Annotated in this window: 14 protein-coding genes and 2 pseudogenes; 3 read left to right on the top strand and 13 right to left on the bottom strand. The window is 63.9% G+C overall.

Going from position 1 to position 17,052, the window contains the following annotated elements; translation table 11 throughout:
- Positions 1-198: 198 nt before the first annotated feature.
- The 6 genes and pseudogenes from RM6536_RS09200 to RM6536_RS05360 all read right to left on the bottom strand — a co-directional run.
- A pseudogene (locus RM6536_RS09200) lies at positions 199-285 on the bottom strand (luciferase); the annotation flags it as partial.
- A gap of 38 nt (positions 286-323) precedes the next feature.
- Positions 324-974, bottom strand: a complete 651-nt coding sequence (locus RM6536_RS05380) for a cation diffusion facilitator family transporter (RefSeq protein WP_005508275.1) — start codon at positions 972-974, stop codon at positions 324-326.
- Complete coding sequence (gene cmtR, locus RM6536_RS05375) at positions 971-1,330, bottom strand: Cd(II)/Pb(II)-sensing metalloregulatory transcriptional regulator CmtR (RefSeq protein ID WP_049331677.1); 360 nt, start codon at positions 1,328-1,330, stop codon at positions 971-973. The genes RM6536_RS05380 and cmtR overlap by 4 nt, the downstream gene beginning before the upstream one ends.
- Before the next feature lie 195 nt (positions 1,331-1,525).
- Positions 1,526-2,555 (bottom strand): annotated as a pseudogene (locus RM6536_RS05370) (LLM class flavin-dependent oxidoreductase).
- Positions 2,556-2,933: 378 nt separating this feature from the next.
- Positions 2,934-3,431: a GyrI-like domain-containing protein gene (locus tag RM6536_RS05365; RefSeq protein ID WP_060824342.1), complete on the bottom strand. Its 498-nt coding sequence runs from the start codon at positions 3,429-3,431 to the stop codon at positions 2,934-2,936.
- The gene (locus tag RM6536_RS05360; RefSeq protein WP_005504694.1) at positions 3,431-4,342 is read right to left on the bottom strand and encodes a rhodanese-related sulfurtransferase; all 912 of its coding nucleotides are present in this window, start codon (positions 4,340-4,342) and stop codon (positions 3,431-3,433) included. Before RM6536_RS05360 ends, RM6536_RS05365 begins: the two co-directional genes overlap by 1 nt.
- A gap of 200 nt (positions 4,343-4,542) precedes the next feature.
- Between RM6536_RS05360 and RM6536_RS05355 the strand changes: the two genes are divergently transcribed.
- A complete protein-coding gene (locus RM6536_RS05355) occupies positions 4,543-7,323 on the top strand; it encodes a DEAD/DEAH box helicase (protein ID WP_060824341.1) in 2,781 nt (926 codons plus the stop codon).
- A gap of 39 nt (positions 7,324-7,362) precedes the next feature.
- Here RM6536_RS05355 and RM6536_RS05350 read toward each other — a convergent pair whose 3' ends face one another.
- From RM6536_RS05350 to RM6536_RS05330, 5 genes are all read right to left on the bottom strand, one after another.
- Positions 7,363-7,923: an Rv3654c family TadE-like protein gene (locus RM6536_RS05350; RefSeq protein WP_060824892.1), complete on the bottom strand. Its 561-nt coding sequence runs from the start codon at positions 7,921-7,923 to the stop codon at positions 7,363-7,365.
- A 7-nt stretch (positions 7,924-7,930) separates the two neighbouring features.
- Positions 7,931-8,440: a TadE family type IV pilus minor pilin gene (locus RM6536_RS05345; protein ID WP_060824340.1), complete on the bottom strand. Its 510-nt coding sequence runs from the start codon at positions 8,438-8,440 to the stop codon at positions 7,931-7,933.
- 93 nt (positions 8,441-8,533) lie between these two features.
- Positions 8,534-9,181, bottom strand: a complete 648-nt coding sequence (locus RM6536_RS05340) for a DUF4244 domain-containing protein (RefSeq protein ID WP_060824339.1) — start codon at positions 9,179-9,181, stop codon at positions 8,534-8,536.
- Positions 9,182-9,310: 129 nt separating this feature from the next.
- Complete coding sequence (locus RM6536_RS05335; protein ID WP_060824338.1) at positions 9,311-10,633, bottom strand: type II secretion system F family protein; 1,323 nt, start codon at positions 10,631-10,633, stop codon at positions 9,311-9,313.
- A gap of 41 nt (positions 10,634-10,674) precedes the next feature.
- Positions 10,675-12,258: a CpaF family protein gene (locus RM6536_RS05330; RefSeq protein ID WP_060824337.1), complete on the bottom strand. Its 1,584-nt coding sequence runs from the start codon at positions 12,256-12,258 to the stop codon at positions 10,675-10,677.
- 208 nt (positions 12,259-12,466) lie between these two features.
- Here RM6536_RS05330 and RM6536_RS05325 point away from each other — a divergent pair, with 208 nt between their 5' ends.
- Positions 12,467-14,464 carry a bifunctional 3'-5' exonuclease/DNA polymerase gene (locus RM6536_RS05325; protein ID WP_060824336.1) on the top strand — a complete coding sequence of 666 codons (1,998 nt, stop codon included), beginning with the start codon at positions 12,467-12,469 and terminating at the stop codon, positions 14,462-14,464.
- 163 nt (positions 14,465-14,627) lie between these two features.
- On the opposite strand, the gene RM6536_RS05320 is transcribed toward RM6536_RS05325, so the two are convergent.
- On the bottom strand, positions 14,628-15,407 hold the full coding sequence (locus RM6536_RS05320) for an NUDIX hydrolase (RefSeq protein ID WP_049360386.1): 780 nt from the start codon (positions 15,405-15,407) through the stop codon (positions 14,628-14,630).
- A gap of 50 nt (positions 15,408-15,457) precedes the next feature.
- Positions 15,458-16,384 (bottom strand): endonuclease III, encoded by a 927-nt coding sequence (gene nth / locus RM6536_RS05315; RefSeq protein ID WP_060824335.1) that lies wholly within the window; start codon positions 16,382-16,384, stop codon positions 15,458-15,460.
- A gap of 149 nt (positions 16,385-16,533) precedes the next feature.
- On the opposite strand from nth, the gene aroQ reads away from it, so the two are divergent.
- A complete protein-coding gene (aroQ, locus tag RM6536_RS05310; RefSeq protein WP_049353885.1) occupies positions 16,534-16,974 on the top strand; it encodes a type II 3-dehydroquinate dehydratase in 441 nt (146 codons plus the stop codon).
- Positions 16,975-17,052: the final 78 nt, after the last annotated feature.

Raw genomic sequence — 17,052 nt, 5'->3', positions numbered from 1 at the left:
GTGAGCATAGTAATGCCCCGGCGGAACCCTTGCGGGTGCCTGCCGGGGCATTACTGCATGTACGGCTCAAGCTGTATGGGAACAAGCATCTCAGCGCGTCATAGAGCGCTAAAAACAGCTTGGCGCAGAATAATACTTGGTGGTCAGCGCGGGCTTAATCTCCTTCACGATTGCCTCAAGCATCTTCAAGTTGAAGTCCATACCCAGCTGCAGTCGACCCGCCGCAATGAGATCGGCCATGGCGGCAAGTTCAGCCATGTAGAGCGGGTTTTCGTAGCACATGTCTGGGTTGCACCACTGGCTCTTCATCGCCGGGTGACGGGTCAGTCGTCCTCGTCTTCGAGGTCCTCTAGCACTTCGAACGGCGACTCGACGTCGCCGCGCCAGGCCTCCAGGCCTTCGCGCACCGCGAGCACCGCCACAACCAGCGCCGCGACCGAGTCAGCCCACCACCAGCCGAACAGGCTGTCGAGGACGAGGCCGATGAACACCGCACCGGAGAGATAGATGCACAGGATGAGCTGCTTGGCGTCGGCCATCACGCTCTTGGAGCCCAGCTCCCGCCCGGTGCGGACCTCAATCCACGCCAGCAGAGGCATGACAACCAGGCTCAGCGCGGTGATGCCGAGACCCAGCGGGCTACGGTCAGGGCCCTCCTGACCGACCAGGGCCAGCACCGCGTCGATCGAGACGTAGGCCGCCAGCGCGAAGAACGCGATGCCGATGGCCTTGACAGTGACCGTTTCCCACCGCTCAGGGTCCTTGCGGGTGAACTGCCAGGTGACGGCCGCGGCCGAGAGTACCTCGACAACCGAGTCGAGCCCGAAGCCGATGAGCGCCGCGGACGAGGCGAGGACGCCTGCCCAGACTGCGACGATTGCCTCGATTACGTTGTACGTGATCGTGAAGCCAACGATGAAGCGGACGCGCCGGTGCAGCATCGCGCGGCGCGCGGTGGTCAGGGTCTCGCTCATGCTCCCGCCGCCGTTCCACAGCAGCCCGACACCGAGCATGCCGGGTCGATGCACGGCGCGGCCTCGTCCACCGCGAGCGTGACGTCGATCAGGGACGTCAGTGCCGCGGCGAGGTGCGGGTCGGCGATCTCGTAGCGCGTCTGGCGGCCCTCGGGCTCGGCGACGACGATTCCGCAATCGCGCAGGCAGGTCAGGTGGTTGGACACGTTCGAGCGGGTCAGCTCCAGCTCGCGCGAGAGCACGGCTGGATAGCTCGGGCCGCCGAGGAGGGTCATCAGAATCCGGGAACGTGTCGGGTCGGCCATGGCGCGGCCGAGCCGGTTCATGACGTCGAGGTGTGAAGCAATAGTCAGCATACGATGACTATACAGTGATAACTGACCAATTGTCCACTTGTGCGGGCTGCCGCACGTACTCCGCGCCCTTGCCCTCGGGAGGCGGCAGAGTTCGCGCTCATCAGCGACCACCGCCCATCACGGAAGCGACGGCGGCACGCTGGCGCGAAACCCTGCTAGCGCAGAAGGTTCTGCGGAGTCCTCACCTCAGGGGCTTTACTTAGTGGTCAGCGCGGGCTTGATCTCCTTGACGATGGCGTCAAGCATCTTCAAGTTGAAGTCCACGCCCAGCTGGTTCGGGATAGTCAGCAGCACGGTGTCCGCCGCCTGAACCGCCTCATCACGGGCGAGCTCTTCAGCAATATCCGCCGGATCACCAATGTAGCTACGACCAAAGCGGGAGAAGGTGTTGTCGATAATGCCGGTGTAATCCTGCGAGTCCTCCGCGGCACGGCGACCGAAGTAGCGTGCCGAGGTTTCATCGATAACAGGCAGCACCGAACGGGACACCGAAACACGCGGAACACCCGAATTACCCGCCTTCACCCACTCGGAGCGGAAGAGGCGAATCTGCTGCGCCTGCTGCTGATCGAAGGGAATGCCCTTATCTTCCAGCATCAGGGTTGACGACATCAGGTTCAGGCCCTTCTGCGCGGTCCACACGGCGGTGCTATCGCTGCCTGCACCCCACCAGATGCGGTCGCGCAGACCCGGCGACTGCGGCTGAATGGGGGCATACTTGCCCGCCATGCGAGCGCTGGGCGCCATGCCCTCACCCTCAATTGCCTTGAGGAAAATATCGAGGTGGCGGCGCGCCATATCGCCCTCGTCTTCGCCTTCTGCCGGGTAGTAGCCGAAGCTCTCAAAGCCGCGGATAACGGACTCGGGCGAGCCGCGGGAGACACCCAGCTGCAGTCGGCCCACAGCGATGAGGTCTGCCATGGCGGCAAGTTCTGCCATGTAGAGCGGGTTTTCGTAGCGCATGTCAATCACGCCGGTGCCGAGCTCGATGCGTTCGGTCTTAGCGGCGATTGCAGAGAGCAGCGGGTAGGGGGTAGGGGGTCGCCTGCTGCTGGTCGAAGTGGTGCACGCGGAAGAACGCGCCATCCAATCCGATGTCTTCGGCGCCTACAGCAAGGTCGATTGCCTGGTGCAGGGATTCCGCGGCGGAGGGTACGCGCGAGCCGGGGACCTCAGCCCAGTGGCCAAAGGAGAGGAAGCCGAGCTTCTTCTCGTCGCCGCGCATGGGCTCGAGGTGGCTGATGCGGATGGATTCGTCGATCTGCGGGGTGCCAGGGTTATTAGGGGTGTTCATGGTTTTTTCCTTTGCGGGTTGCGCCCGATCTCTTCTACTACCGGGCTGATGATTTAAGTCTAAACCCAAATACTTTACGTGTCAAGTATTTTATTTCGGAATGTTACGCGAGAGCCCCCACTCCCCCGACCTCACGGCGCGCCCACCCGCCCGGAACACAAATACTGACGCAAAATACTGGCGAAAATATAGGTGCAAAGTATAGGTGCAAAAGGGCACAGAAAAGCCCGGCAGCACGAACACATCGCGCCACCGGGCTCTTCTATTCAACAGCTAAAACTGCAGCCATAACAGCAGAAACAAACTACCTTAGGAACGCTTCACCAGCGGAACCCACAGCTCCATACGGTAATCAGCCGCCTGCATATCGCCGCGACCGTACACCTCAAGGCCACCCACCGGGCGGTACTGCGGATTCTTCGCGAAGAACGCCTCCTCAAAGCTCGCAAAGCCAGCCGGAATGGACTCCGAAATCGGGCCGGTCACCTCAACCACCGCGTAGGTGCTCGCAGGCAACTCCAGCACGCCCAGACCGAGCTTCGCCGCGCTCGCCGGTTCCGACACCAGGAAGCCCGCCGTGTAGCGAACCTGCCCCTTCGGGTTCGGCTGAGTGCACACGCCCAGGTACTGGGTCACGTTCAGAACATCCAGCATCGCCGGGGACGCCTTCTGATTCAGCTCATCCCACAGCGAGGAGAAGTCGCCGTCCAGGGGGAACACCTGCGAAACGCCGGCAACGACCAGCCCCGGGTGCTCCTCAATGCGAGGTTCAGAAATCTGAACCGCGCCGCCCTTAGCGGCTGCCATTAGGCGTTCGCCTCAGCTGCTTCGCGGTCCACCGAGCACTCGGGCACGCAGTGGCGCTTCGCGTCATCAGCTGCGCACTCGGGGCAGAGCAGAACCAGCTCGCGGCAGGAGTCGTTAGAGCAGTTCTCGAACTTGTTCGAGGGGGCGCCGCACTGTTCGCACTTGCCGATGGTGACGGTGTCCGGGGTGAACTCCATGTGCATGCGCTTGTCGAAGACGTAGAGCGAGCCTTCCCAGAGTTCCTTATCGCCGTACTTCTCGCCGTAACGCACGATGCCGCCGTCGATCTGGTAGATCTCCTTGAAACCGCGGTTCTTCATGAGCGCAGAGAGAATCTCGCAGCGAATACCGCCGGTGCAGTAGGTGACGACCGGCTTGTCCTTAATGTGATCGTACTTGCCGGACTCAATCTCGCGGATGAAGTCGTGGGTAGTGCGCACGTCGGGAACGATAGCGTTCTTGAACTTGCCGATCTTCGCCTCGAACGCATTACGGCCGTCGAAGAAGACCACTTCGTCGCCGCGCTCTTCAACAAGCTTGTTGACCTCTTCAGGCTTCAGGTGCACGCCGCCGCCAACGACGCCGTTCTCATCCACCTGCAGCTCGTCGGGAGCACCGAAAGCCACAATCTCGTCGCGTGCCTTCACGGACAGGCGGGGGAAGTCCTCCGCGCCACCCTCGGACCACTTGAACTCCATGTTCTTGAAGCCGGGGTACTTGCGGGTTTCCTTGGTGTACGCCTTGACCGCGTTGATTTCGCCGCCGAGGGTGCCGTTAATGCCGTGCTTGGAAATGAGGATGCGCCCGCGCAGGCCGAGCTTCTCGCAGAGGGCACGCTGCCAGAGCATGACCGCCTGCGGGTCGGCGATGGGGGCGAACTGGTAATACAGAATAATCTTATTTTGAGCCACGAAACTATTTTATCGTCATATACGCCTAAAGCATGCAGATTTTTTGATATGTGCGCGCTGACTACGGGGTCGGCGGTGCCGGGGCGGGGTTAGATTCGGGGTTAAACTCGGAGCCGGGGCAGGATTCGAGCGGGCTCGGAGCCGGCGTTCAGGACAGCAAGTGACCGGCGACAGGTCGGGGTGTAGCCCGCCGCTCTACAATGGAACCCATGCCGCACAGCACCCCTTCGCAGAACACCAACCAGCACCCTGAACAGCACTCCGAGCAGCAGCCCACACACCAGCCCAAGCAGGGGCAGCCTGCGGCGCACCCAAAAACGCTCCGTTACCGCGAGCTGCCCGCGAGCGCACAGCAGGTGTTGGCATCCCTTCTGCCGGAGGCGGAACGTACCGGAACCCTGCCCGAACAGGTGACCCATATTCACACTATTGCCGCCAGGGAGGCGAGCTACGCGCCGTGGCCGCAGTGGTTGCATCCGCGTGTGGTGGAGGCTTTTGAATCGCTCGGTATTGCCGAGCCCTACGCCCATCAGGTGCAGGCGGCGAACGCCGCCCATGCCGGTCTTGATGCGGCGCTGGCGGCGAGTGCGGCGCGCTACGGCTGGCAGGCGGGGCGCATCGAAGCTGAGCGTATCGAAGCATCGGCAGCAACGCGCGCCGAAGACGCGAAGAGTGCAGGCAGCGGCGGGCACGTGATTGTGGCGACGGGTACCGCCTCGGGCAAGACCCTGAGCTACCTGATGCCCACTCTGGACGCTATTTATCGCGCATCGTGCGGGAAGCCGGTGAGCTCAACTTCCACGTATTCTGGGGCGGAAAACCTCAATAATAGAGCGAACGTTCTCTACATTTCGCCGGCGAAGGCGCTCTCCGCCGACCAACTCACCGCCCTCACCTCCTACAACCTACCCGGACTCCACGCGGCAAGCTACGACGGCGACACCCCCACCGGCGAACGCCGCTGGATCCGCGAACACGCCAACTTCATCCTCACCACCCCGGACATGCTCAACTACTCAATTCTGAGCAACCACCGGCAGTGGGCGTCCTTCCTGCGCGGGCTGCGCTACGTGGTGCTCGACGAAGCACACAGCTACCGCGGCGTTTTTGGTGCGCACATCGCCAACCTGCTACGCCGCCTGCGCCGTGTCTGTGCGCTCTACCGCACCGTGCCCGTGTTCTACGGTGCCTCCGCGACCAGTTCCAACCCGGTCGAGTCTTTCTCCAAGCTCATTGGCGTGCCGCAGCAGGCGGTTACCGCCATTACCGAGTCCACCTCCGCGCGCGGTGAAACCACCGTCGCGCTCTGGGAGCCAGAATTCATGCCGCCCAAGGCGCACGATCAACTCGCCAAGGGTGCCCGCAGCACCCAGCAGCAGGCGGTCCAATCGAAGGCAGAGCAGGAGGCGCCGCGCCGCGTCTCCCCCGTGGAGCAGGGCGCGCAAATGCTCACCGACCTGGTGCTTTCCCGCACCCGCTCCCTGGTTTTTGCTGGTTCGCGCCGCAGCGTAGAAATCCTCTCACAGAAGACCCAACGCTACCTCGACGAGGTGGAGGCGGGCCTCGCCCACCGCGTCGCCGCATACCGCGCCGGGTACACCCCCGAAGAGCGCCGCGAACTCGAACGCAAACTCCGCAATGGCGAACTGCTCGGCTTGGCGAGTACCTCCGCGCTGGAGCTGGGCATCGACATTTCCGGACTGGACGCCGTACTCGTGGCGGGCTGGCCGGGTACCCGCGCCTCCTTCATGCAGCGCGTGGGCCGCGCGGGTCGAAGCGGTCAGGACGCGCTCGCCGTACTCATTGCCGACGACAACCCGCTCGACACCTACCTGGTGCACCACCCGGAGGCGATTTTCGGGCAGGAGGTTGAGGCAACCGTTTTCGACCCGACGAACCCGTACGTGCTCTCACCGCAGCTGTGCGCCGCCGCGCAGGAGGCACCCATCCGCGCCGAAGAGCTGAGCCTGTTCGGGCCGCACACCGCCACCCTGCTGGATCGGCTGGTGCAGCAGGGGTATCTGCGTCGCCGCCCGGACGGCTGGTATTGGACGCACGCCGAATCAGCCGCCGAGCTGGTCGATATCCGCGGCACCGGCGGCGGACCCTATCAGCTCATCGACGCCGAAGACGGCACCCTCGTCGGCACCATGGACGCCGCGCACGCCATGAGCCAGGGGCACCCGGGCGCAATCTACATTCACCAGAACGCGCAGTACGTGGTCGAATCCATCAGCGAGGGCGAGCGCGTGATTCTGCTCAGCCGCGTCTACCCGGACTACTACACGCGCGCCATTGAGAGCACCGAGGTGCGTATTCTGGCGGAGCGTGCGCGGGTTAGTTACGGTGCGCAAAACGTCGTTGGGGAGGCGGTTCCCGGTGAGCCTGTTCCCCAAATCTCCGCCCCCGAAACCGACGTGCAGCAGCTCGCCCCGCTCACCATGCACCGCGGGCAGGTTCAGGTCACCGACCAAGTCACCGGCTACCGGCGGTTCTCCGTCTACGGCGGCGAATACCTGGGCGAAGAGGCACAACCCATGCCGCCGGAAGTGCTCATGACCGAGGCGGTCTGGTTCACCTTCGAGCCCAGCTACCTGTTCAGCGCGGGCGTGACCGAAGAGGACGGCCCCGGCACCCTGCACGCCGCCGAACACGCCGCCATCGGGCTGCTGCCACTCATCGCCACCAGCGACCGCTGGGACTTGGGCGGGCTCTCCACGCTACTTCACGTGGACACCGGCAGGCCCACCATTTTCGTCTACGACGCCGCACCCGGCGGCGCGGGCATTAGCGAGCGCGGTTTCAATGCGGTTGCGCAGTGGCTGGGCGCCACCCTCGAAGCGATTGAAAGCTGCGGATGCGACAACGGCTGCCCCTCCTGCGTACACTCGCCCAAGTGCGGCAACCGCAACGAGCCGCTCAGCAAGCACGGCGCACGGGCGCTACTGCAGGCAATGTTGCGGAGCATGGCTGAGGCGTAGAACGCGCTGGGATGACAACTCCCGGCGAGCACAGATAGCCTAGTCGGCAGGGTTTTCTGGCTCGGGCGGACTTTCAGGTTCTGCTGGGTTTTCAGGTTCGGGCACCGAGTCCTGCCCAGCTTCCAGCTCCTCCTCCAGCTCGGCGACCTCATCGGGGCTCAACTCCTCCGCGTTGCCCGCCGCGGCATGCTCTTCTTCGGCATACTCTTCTTCAGGGTGCTCAGCCCCGGCGCGGGCACGCACCCTCGCCGGGCCCAACATCCCCATGGGCCCTGCGACGGGGACTGCGACCGTCACTTCCACCGTTTCGGGGCGATCCGGAAACGTGCAGGATTCCAGGTGCGCGCCGTGGCGTTCGGCAAGATCCGCTGCGACCGCGCACGGGTCCCCCTCAGTGAGCCCGCGGTAGGCGTCCGCCGCCGCGAGCGCACTCAAATCGGCGGCCGCGGAAGCCCTGCGGTTCGCGGACACTACCCCAATAAGCCCGGCAATCACCACGGTCACCACCAGTAGCACGGCAATGATGGTGAGGGCGAGAACGGTGCCACTGCCCTCTTCGGAGCGTTGATTCCCGGAGGCTGTTTTCGGGGCGGGACGCATAGCGACTCTACTCGCCCTCATGACCCGCACCGTTTTCAGTATCGTTTTCACCGCCGCCTTCAACCCGGGCGTGAGCATCTGCCCGCAGCACCCAGCCGGTTGCCGAGCCGATTACGCCGGGGGCGGGGCGACTCACCCGCACGTGCACCTGCCGGGCACGCCCCTCCCCCGCTTCTGTCACGGCTGCGTCATTAGGAGAAACGGAAATCTGCACGCTCTGCGCCGGGTCGATGCGGCTGACGGCGGAGCGAATCTGTGCCTCGGAATCTCCGCGGGCGGCGGCTCGTGCAGCCGTTCGCGCGGACTCCTCCACCTTCAGCTGTGCAACGCCCGTGGAGGCGGCGCCCAGGCAGAGGGCGAGCACCACCGTCACGGCGGGTAGGGCGACCGCAAATTCGGCGGTAATCACGCCCTCTTCTGCCGGGCTCTTGTGCGGGGTCGAGAGCGCCGGTTTCGCCCCGGCTTTTCCTGCAGGGAGAGCGCGTGCCCAAGCACCCAAATTCACATGAGCGTTCATTCTTTATTCCTCCTTTCTAGCTTGAATTTCCGCAGAACCTAGCATCTAGAGCAAAACCCTGCGGCGGTTTTCAATACCTCTAGACCAAGACCTCTAGAACAGTCCCGTATTGCCCGCAATGGACAGGGCGTTACGCACAATATCCAGGAGCATGGAACGCACCTCATCTGACTTGAGAATCAGCACCAGCAGACCCGCAAAACCGACCGCCGCGAGCATCACAATGCCGTACTCTGCGGTGGAGGCGCCCTCCTCCGGATCGCCCGCCGGGGCGTACTCTTCGAGCGCCTCGTCATCACCCTCAGCGGGTACATATTCGGCGCAGCCGGGCGCGTGCTCACCCAGGCTGCGGCAGGTGGTGCCGCATTCGTCCAGGGTGCAGCCCTCGGCGAGCGCGCGGGCAATGGTCAACGCCTGCTCGGGGCTCAGACGATCCGTATTCATATCGATCTCCATTTCGGCGGGGTCAATCCTGGGGCCGGCGTGCTTCAGCTCAGCACCGGCGGACAGTTCAGCATCGCTGAAAAACTCGGTATCAGTGAAAAGCTCGGGGCATTCTTCGCGCAGCTGCTTCATGGTGGTTGCGATGGCAACGGACAGCGGCACGGGGCCCAGAATGGTCTGCGTTTCTGCACCGGGTGCGGCGGGCTGAATTTCGCGCGGAGCACCGACCGGGGCGTTTACCGGAGCGCCGGCAGTGTGCAGGTCGTGGCGGATTGCTTCGCAGAGGGTGTTCGTCATTGGTTTTCCTTTCGTTGTGCCCCGTTCATTCGGGGCGGAGTGGGTGCCCATCGGCGTTCACTGCAGATGGGCGAGGGTCTAAAATTTTCGGCATTTCAGCTAGTCAACAGTGCTTATGGGCACGATTCTTTAGCCGGTCAGCGTGGGCAGTAGTGAAATGAGGATGGGCACAATGCCCAAGCAGATAAAGGCGGGCAGCGAGCACAGCCCGAGGGGCACCACGAGCGCTACGGAGAGCTTTCCGGCGGCGCGTTCTGCCGCGCGACGTTCGCTGAGGCGGTGCGCATCGGCAAGGGAGAGCAGCAGCGCAGTACTAGGTGCGCCACCCGTGTAGGCGGGGGCGAGTGCATCCCGCAGCTCACCGAAGGTTCCCGCCGCGGGGCCCGACCAGGCACTCCCCCAGCCGCTGCCCATCTGTAGGCGCTGGCAGACCGCATGCAAGGGTCGGCTATTGAGAGCCTCGGCGAGGGTGCCCAGGGCGGCGAGCGGTGCAAGCCCGGCGCGTAGTTGTGCGGCGAGTAGTTCCAGCACGAGGGCGGTATCAACGGGCACGGCTCCTGCTGGCGAGGCAGGCTTTTCCGGCTCAGATCCGGCATTTGCCGTCCGCACGCTCTCCACTTCCGCCCGATGCACGAGCGCGGCGGTCCAGCGGCGCCCGGCGAAGGCGAGCCCCAGCCCGAGCAAACCGGTGAGCGCCCCGAGAATGGAGCCGGTCAGCACGCCCACGGGGTCACTTCCCATGAGCACCCCCAGTCCGAGGCCGAGCAGCGGAAGCCAGGAGAGGATTCTGCCTGTGGCGCGCGGTGCGGCGAGTGCGCTCTGCCTGCCCAGGAGCGCGTCGATACGCTCTTCGGCGTGTTCTGCGGCGCGTTCCAGGCTCGTGGCAAGCGGCGCACCCGCGCACTCACTCATGCGCAGGCTCAGCTGCAGGTCGTGCAGGCGCTCGCGGCTGTGCGGGCGCATCCGGGTGTTGCTTTCGAGCAGCTGCGCGCAGGCGAGGTGCGCGGGGGCACCCCAGGAGGTAATCGTGGCGAGCGCCTGCGTAAAGCGGCGGATATCTTCGGCGCACCGCTTGTGCCCGTAGTTTTCGGAAAAAGGCGAAATACCTCGTGCCCGTCGGGGTCGGATGCTTTTCCGGGCGGCTATGTTCTTCGCGCGCGTTTTCGCCGCATCCGGCGCCGGCTCGTTCTGCCCAAGCTGCTCGAACTGCGCAAACTGCTCGAACTGCCCGAGCTGCCCGAACTGCGCAGGCTGCCCGAATTCCCCAAAGCCCGGGTCGGCGTGCACCGCCTCCTGCAGGGGAATGCCGGCGCGTAGGTTCAGGGCGAGGGTGCGTAGCATGAGCGGCCACATGCGCATTTCCTCGGCGCTGGCGGGCCCAGCTAGGCGCTCAGCCCAGCGCGCAGCCCAGCGTTCGCGAAAGCTTCCGTTACTCTTCTTGTTTTGCTTCATTGCTTCCTCCTTTCACGGTTCCATTCCCCCATCACGGGGGGCTAATACCCAACGTCGGAGCCCACAGAAATACGCCTGACCTGCAGATACTCTTCACTCCCCGCAACCGCGGGGTGCAGGGAGTAGATACCCTCGATGCGGCGGCGTCCGTCCCGGTGTTCCAAGTGGATAATGCGTTCAAAAGCCGTCGCCGTATGTAGAGCGACCGTTCTACTATCCAGTCCGGCGAGCGCACCCAGGGCACACAAACGCAGGGGCACCGCCTGCGCGCTATTGGCGTGCAGGGTCGTTCCGGCGCCGCGGTGACCGGTATTCATGGCGGTCAGCAGGTGCACCACCTCCGCGCCGCGGCACTCGCCGACCACGAGCCGATCCGGACCCATACGCAGCGCCTGCACGATCAGCTCACCCAGCCCGATTTCGCCCGCGCCCTCGGAGTTGGCGGCGCGGGTTTTGAGAGCAATAACCTGTTCATGCTGCGGCGCGAGTTCCGGGGTGTCTTCGAGCAGAATCAGGCGCTCCTGCGGCGTGCACAGCCCCAGCAGGGCGTTGAGCAGGGTTGTTTTGCCGGTGCCGGTACCGCCGCTAATGAGGAACCCGCGACGTTCGGCGATCATGCGGCGCAGGTAGGCGGCGGTCGCCTCATCGCACAGCCCGGCGGCCTGTAGCTGCGCCAGGGTGGGGCGCTCGCGGGCGGGCAGTCGCACGGAGAGCCGGGTGCGTTCGCTCAGCGGCGGGATAATCGCGTGGATGCGCCTGCCGTGCTCGTCGCTAATGTCAGCCGCTGGATGGGCGGCATCCAGCTGTCCGCCGTGCCTGCGAATGAGCCGCTCGGCGAGGTCACGCACACGCCGCTCATTGCCGAGGCTCAGCGCCACGGGGCGGGTGGTTCCGTTGATGCCCGCCCAGATATCGCAGGGTGAGTTCACGTAGATATCGGTGATGGTTCCGGCGCGTTGTCCCTCGTCGAGGAGCAGGTCGAGGGCACCGAGGCCGTAGAGTTCCGCGGTGAGGTAGCGCAGTGCGGTCTGCCGGTTGACGGGCACGTATTCCACGCTGGGGTAGCTCCAGGAGGCGGGCGCGGGTTGCACCGTTTTGGCGCGGAATTTTCGGGGCTTCGCCACACCCGTTCCCTCTGCGCTCGCGTTCCCCGGGTATCCGCCGTCGATGGCGTAGATTGCCTCATCCACGGCGTTTTCGAGAATCTCGCGGAGGGGCTGGGATTCCTGGAGTAATCCAGCACCCGCGGCACTCGCGGTGTTTGCACCGCCCGCGGCAGTTGCGCCCTCTGCGGGCGGACGCTCCCCTGCATTCTCAACCCCTGCCTTCTCAACCCCGGCGTTAAATCCGCCGCTAAGCCCGCCGCTGAACCCGGCGCTAAAACCGCCCAGGGCGATAGCGCTCATCTGCGGCGAGCGCAGGATCAACTCGCGAGCGTGCAGGGCGACGGCGCGGGCACGATAGTCCTCGGGAATGAGCAGGGCGGGCAGCGAGTGCGTGCGGGCATCCGGCGCATACGTGGTTGAGCTCTGCACGCTTGGGCTCTGCGCGGTGCGGGTCGGGTAGCCGTTAGGGTTGGCAGTGTTACTGGCTGTGTGCTCGGCGGGATTGTTGGAGGGGTTCATGGCTCTAGGAGAGCATTACACCCACCCTAAATTTTTAAGAGAATGAGCGTTCTGTGGATAACTCCTCGCGCACCCCGAAATATCCGCGATGCACGCACCTCAAACGAACAAAACGCACGCATCCGACGCTTTTATGACAAACCACTCGTACATTCTGGTGATAACCACGCACCACCCGTTCTACCGACACATCCTCGATAATGGAAGAATGTACGTTCTGCTCAGTCCTGCCACCGGCGCGGGTATTACCGCCCAGACCGGCACCCCCGCGCACCCGGTCACCTCGGCTATTGCCGCGGGTGCGTCCTCGCGCGGTGCTCAGCCGGTGACCTCGTGGGGTGCTTTTCATTTTTCGGCGCCAACCGCTGAGCAGTTGCAGGACCCGACCTTTATTCCGCGGATTACGCGCGCGGATCGGGTGAGTGCGGCGAATCTTCCGGCGTATGTGCGAGAGGTAGAGCGGCAGGCGGCAGATTCGGCGCAGGCGCGTTTCCCCCGCTGGATTTGGGCTGATACCCGCCACGTTGACCCGTTGCTTCTGCGCCGCGGGGTGCGGGTGCATCTGTGCCATGATTTGCGTCTGGTGCAGCGAATTTTGGTGACTGCCGCTACGCATCCGAGCGGTTTTGTGGAGTACAGCCCGGTGTTGGATCTTTCTGATGTGCGTGAGGCGGTGGAGCCTCAGGGGTATCTGCCGGTGGCGCGGCAGATTCAGGGTCAGGAGGAGCTGTTCGGCGCCGATTTTTTGAGTGCGCCCGCTACCAACGCCACCCAGTCCCCCGCAGATTCCTCCCCCGATTTCCTTGAAGCGGCGCCTCATGAGCCTTTTGCCCCGCAGTTGGCGGCGGGCCCGGTGACCCTGCTTCCGGAGCATCCGGTAGTGCGTGTGCTGATGCGTGAGTGGCTGGCGCAGGCGCGCGCTATCGGTGCGTCGAGGCACCCGGAACGGCTGCGTCTTTTGGCGGCGGCTGAGTCTGCCGGTGCGTTGGTTGCGGCTGAGATTGGCTATTACGGCATCCCGTTTAATGTGCAGGCGCATCATGAGCATCTGTGCGAGTTGTTGGGTCCGCGCCCGGTGCCTGGGGAGCGTCCGCAGAAGATGCAGGAGTTGGCGGAGCAGATTCAGCGCATGCTGTTTATGCCGTCGTTGAATCCGGATTCGCCGCAGGATCTTTTGCGTGCTCTGCAGTCTGCGGGGGTTTCGGTGAAGTCTACGCGTTCGTGGGAGTTGAAGAGTTGGGCGGATGCGATTCCGGCTCAGCGGGAGAAGCGTTGGGCGCTGATTGACCCGATTCTGCGCTATAAGAAGCTGTACCGTATTTGGACTGCTAACGGCTGGACGTGGGCTGATACCTGGGTTTCTGAGGGGGCGTTCCGCCCGCATCTTGAGGTGGGTGGCGCCGCGACCGGGCGCTGGGGCGCTTCCGGCGGTGGTGCGTTGCAGCTGCCTGCGGAGATTCGTCAGGCGGTGCAGGCCCCGGAGGGTCAGGTGCTGACGGTGACGGATGGATCGCAGATTGAGCCGCGTATTCTGGCGGCGTTGAGCCGTGATGAGGCGCTCGCTTCGGCGGGTCGTGGCGCTGACCTGTATGCGGGTATTGCCGAGTTGGCGCGCCTGAAGGGTGTGGGTTTGACGGAGCGTTCCCACGCGAAGGTGGGCATGCTGGCGATTATGTATGGCGGTCGCAGCGGTGAGATTGGTGCCCTGTTGCCGCATGTGGCGGCGCTTTTTCCGCAGGCGATGGAGTTTACGGAGCGTGCGGCTCGTATTGGTGAGGCGGGCGGTCAGGTGACGACTTTTTTGGGTCGTACGTCCCCGCCGGTGGATGAGCGTTTCCGTGAGATTGTGGCTGATCGGTCTTCGCCGGCGGCTGAGTCGCGTGCGGTGTCGACTGCGCGTGCGCACGGGCGTATGACCCGCAATTTTATTGTGCAGGGTACGGCGGCGGAGTGGGCTCTGTGTTGGATGGGCGCGGTGCGTTCTCGTCTGTTGTCGGAGCGGATTTTTGGTATGCCGATGCGCACCCGCATTGTGTATTTTTTGCACGATGAGCTTCTGCTGTGCGGTCCCGAGCTGGAGGCCGATCGCGTGGAGCGTATTGTGCGTGAGGGCGCGGCGGAGGCGGCGCGTCTGCTCTTCGGTCGGGTGCCGGTTGATTTTCCGGTGTCGGTGGCGCGGGTGCGCAACTACGCGGACGGCAAATAATCGGCGGTAAATAATCAGCCGCACATAAGCGGCACCGTACAAGGGCAAAAATAGGGGCGGCAGGTAGCTTCATTCAAGCTATCTGCCGCCCCTATTTGCGCACTATTCTGCACCCTGTATCCGCTGGTCAGGTATTTATTCCAGCCGGTTTTACTCCTCGTAGTTACTCCTCGTAGCCGGGTGCCGGGCGCATCTTTTTTGTATCCCAGGGCACGGTCCAGCCGAGCGAGTCGAAGATCCGGTCCAGTAGAATCGCGGTGAATCCCCACACGGTGAATTCTTCGCCGCCGGGCATGCGCACCTCGAAGGCGGGGGTGCGGTGTGAAGTGCGGCCGTGTTTGACGTAGGCGGTGTGCCGGTTGGCGGGGTTGAGCAGGTCACGCACGGGCACGCGGGCGATGAGCGCGGACTCGTTGTGGTCGACGACTTCGACGGGCACGGGGCTGTTCCACCAGGCAAGCACGGGGGTGACCATGAAGTTGCTGATGGGTAGCGGCAGGGTGTGCAGCTGGCCGAGGATCTGCACGCCGGCGGGGTCTAGCCCAGTTTCTTCGACCGCCTCGCGCAGGGCGGCGATGTGGGCGACGGGTTCGCCGGTGGTTTCGGCGTGCGCGTAGTCTTCAGGGTCGATTTTGCCGCCGGGGAAGGCGGGCTGACCGGCGTGTGAGCGCAGGGTTGCGGCACGCACGAGGAGCAGTACATCCAGGTCGGCGCTGACGTTCTCGGGGCAGCCTTCAAATTCGCCGGTGGAGGGCGAGTTGTCGAGCACGCCGAAGAGAATCAGCACGGCGGCTTCTTTGTTCAACGGGCTGGCGGGTGCGCTGCTTAGCAGGGCTTGGACGTCGAATTCCACGCCGCCCTCTGCGAGAGCCGCCAGTGCCTGCTGGGCGGGGTGCTGTGCCTCCTGCCCCGCCTGTTCGGGTTGTACCTCGGGTGCGCTCATCTGTGTACCTCTCTTCTGTGCGGCTGCATTCCGGTTTGGTTCAGTCGCCGTTAGGCGCTGAGCGGGTAGCCTTCTGCCATGAGTTCGCGGCGGGTTGCGCCCTGCAGGAATCGCAGGTGCAGGTCTTCTCGACCGGGTGCCATTTCGTATTTCATGAGTTTACGTGCTGCTTGTTCGTTCGTCTCCCCGGCTCCATAGGACGGGCAGAGGTCGGCAACGGGGCATACACCGCAGGCGGGCTTTTTGGCGTGGCAGATGCGGCGGCCGTGGTAGACCATGCGGTGTGAGAAGAGCGTCCAGTCCTTGCGTTCGATGAGTTCGGCGACGTCTTTTTCGACTGCTTCGGGGGCGTCTGCGGTGGTGAACCCCATGCGGCGGGCGAGGCGGCCGAAGTGGGTGTCTACGGTCAGTCCGGGCACGTCAAAAGCGTTTCCGAGGACTACGTTCGCGGTTTTGCGGCCGACTCCGGCGAGTTCTACGAGCTCTTCGAGGGTTGAGGGAACCTGCCCGTTGTGGCGTTCTACGAGCTGCTGGGAGAGGGTGACGATGGAGCGTGCCTTGGCGCGGTAGAAGCCGAGGGACTGGATGTAGGGTTCGACCTCTTCGGTGCGTGCGGAGGCGAGTGCGGCGGCATCCGGATAGCGTGCGAAGAGAGCACCGGTGACGGAGTTGACGCGCACGTCGGTGGTTTGTGCCGAGAGCACGGTGGCGATGAGCAGCTCGAAGGGGTTGTCGAAGTCGAGTTCTGCGACGGCGTAGGGGTAGGTTTCGCCGAGGATGCGGTTGATTTTGCGGGCGCGGCGCACGGTGGCGAGGTGGCTTTCGGGTGCGCGTGCGTTGAGGCGGCGGGCGGCGGCTGCGGCTTTGAATTCGGGAACGAATCGGATCTGCAGGAGCGATTCGGTGTTCTGTGCCGCAGCGTTGCGTGCTGCAGTGTTCTGTGCGCCCGCTGCGGGCTGGGTGGCGTTCTCGGTCATAGCGCGAGGGTACCGGGCTTGGGTATGTGGGCGGTAGCGAGGTTCACCGTACTTGGCTCGCTCGCCCATCATTTTCTGTGTCTCATCTTTTTTTGGGCAGTTCGCGCCGACTAGCGCTTGGCGGGCGCCCACTGTGCCACACTGGTTTTATGTCAGATACGATTTTTGTGCTTAATGGACCGAATTTGAACCTGCTTGGGCAGCGCCGCCCCGAGGTGTACGGCTACACCACTCTGCACGATATTGAGCGTATGGTGCGTGAGCGCGCGGCGGCTCATGGTTTTGATGTTGAGTTTATGCAGTCGAATCATGAGGGTGCGCTGGTGGATGAGATTCAGCGTGCTCGCACTCGTGGCGCGGCGATTATTATCAACCCGGCGGCGTACACGCACACGTCGGTAGCGCTGCATGATGCGCTGGAGGCGGCTGAGCTTCCGGTGGTTGAGGTGCACCTGTCGAATGTGCATCGCCGCGAGGAGTTCCGTCATCATTCGTTTGTGTCGCCGCAGGCTACCGCGGTGATTGCCGGTGCGGGTGCGTACGGCTATGTCATGGCGGTTGATTTCCTAGCGCAGCACCTTGCGGAATAGCAGCGCAGCATTTGGCAGAATAGCCCCGCCTATCCCCCTCGCTCAACAATTCAGCGTTAAATAGTTCAGGCTCCCGTT

This window comes from Rothia mucilaginosa (genome assembly GCF_001548235.1).
GTDB classification, from domain to species: Bacteria; Actinomycetota; Actinomycetes; order Actinomycetales; family Micrococcaceae; genus Rothia; species Rothia mucilaginosa_B.
The sequence above is the reverse complement of the archived record's forward strand: the minus strand, read 5'-3'. Positions and strand labels throughout refer to the sequence as shown.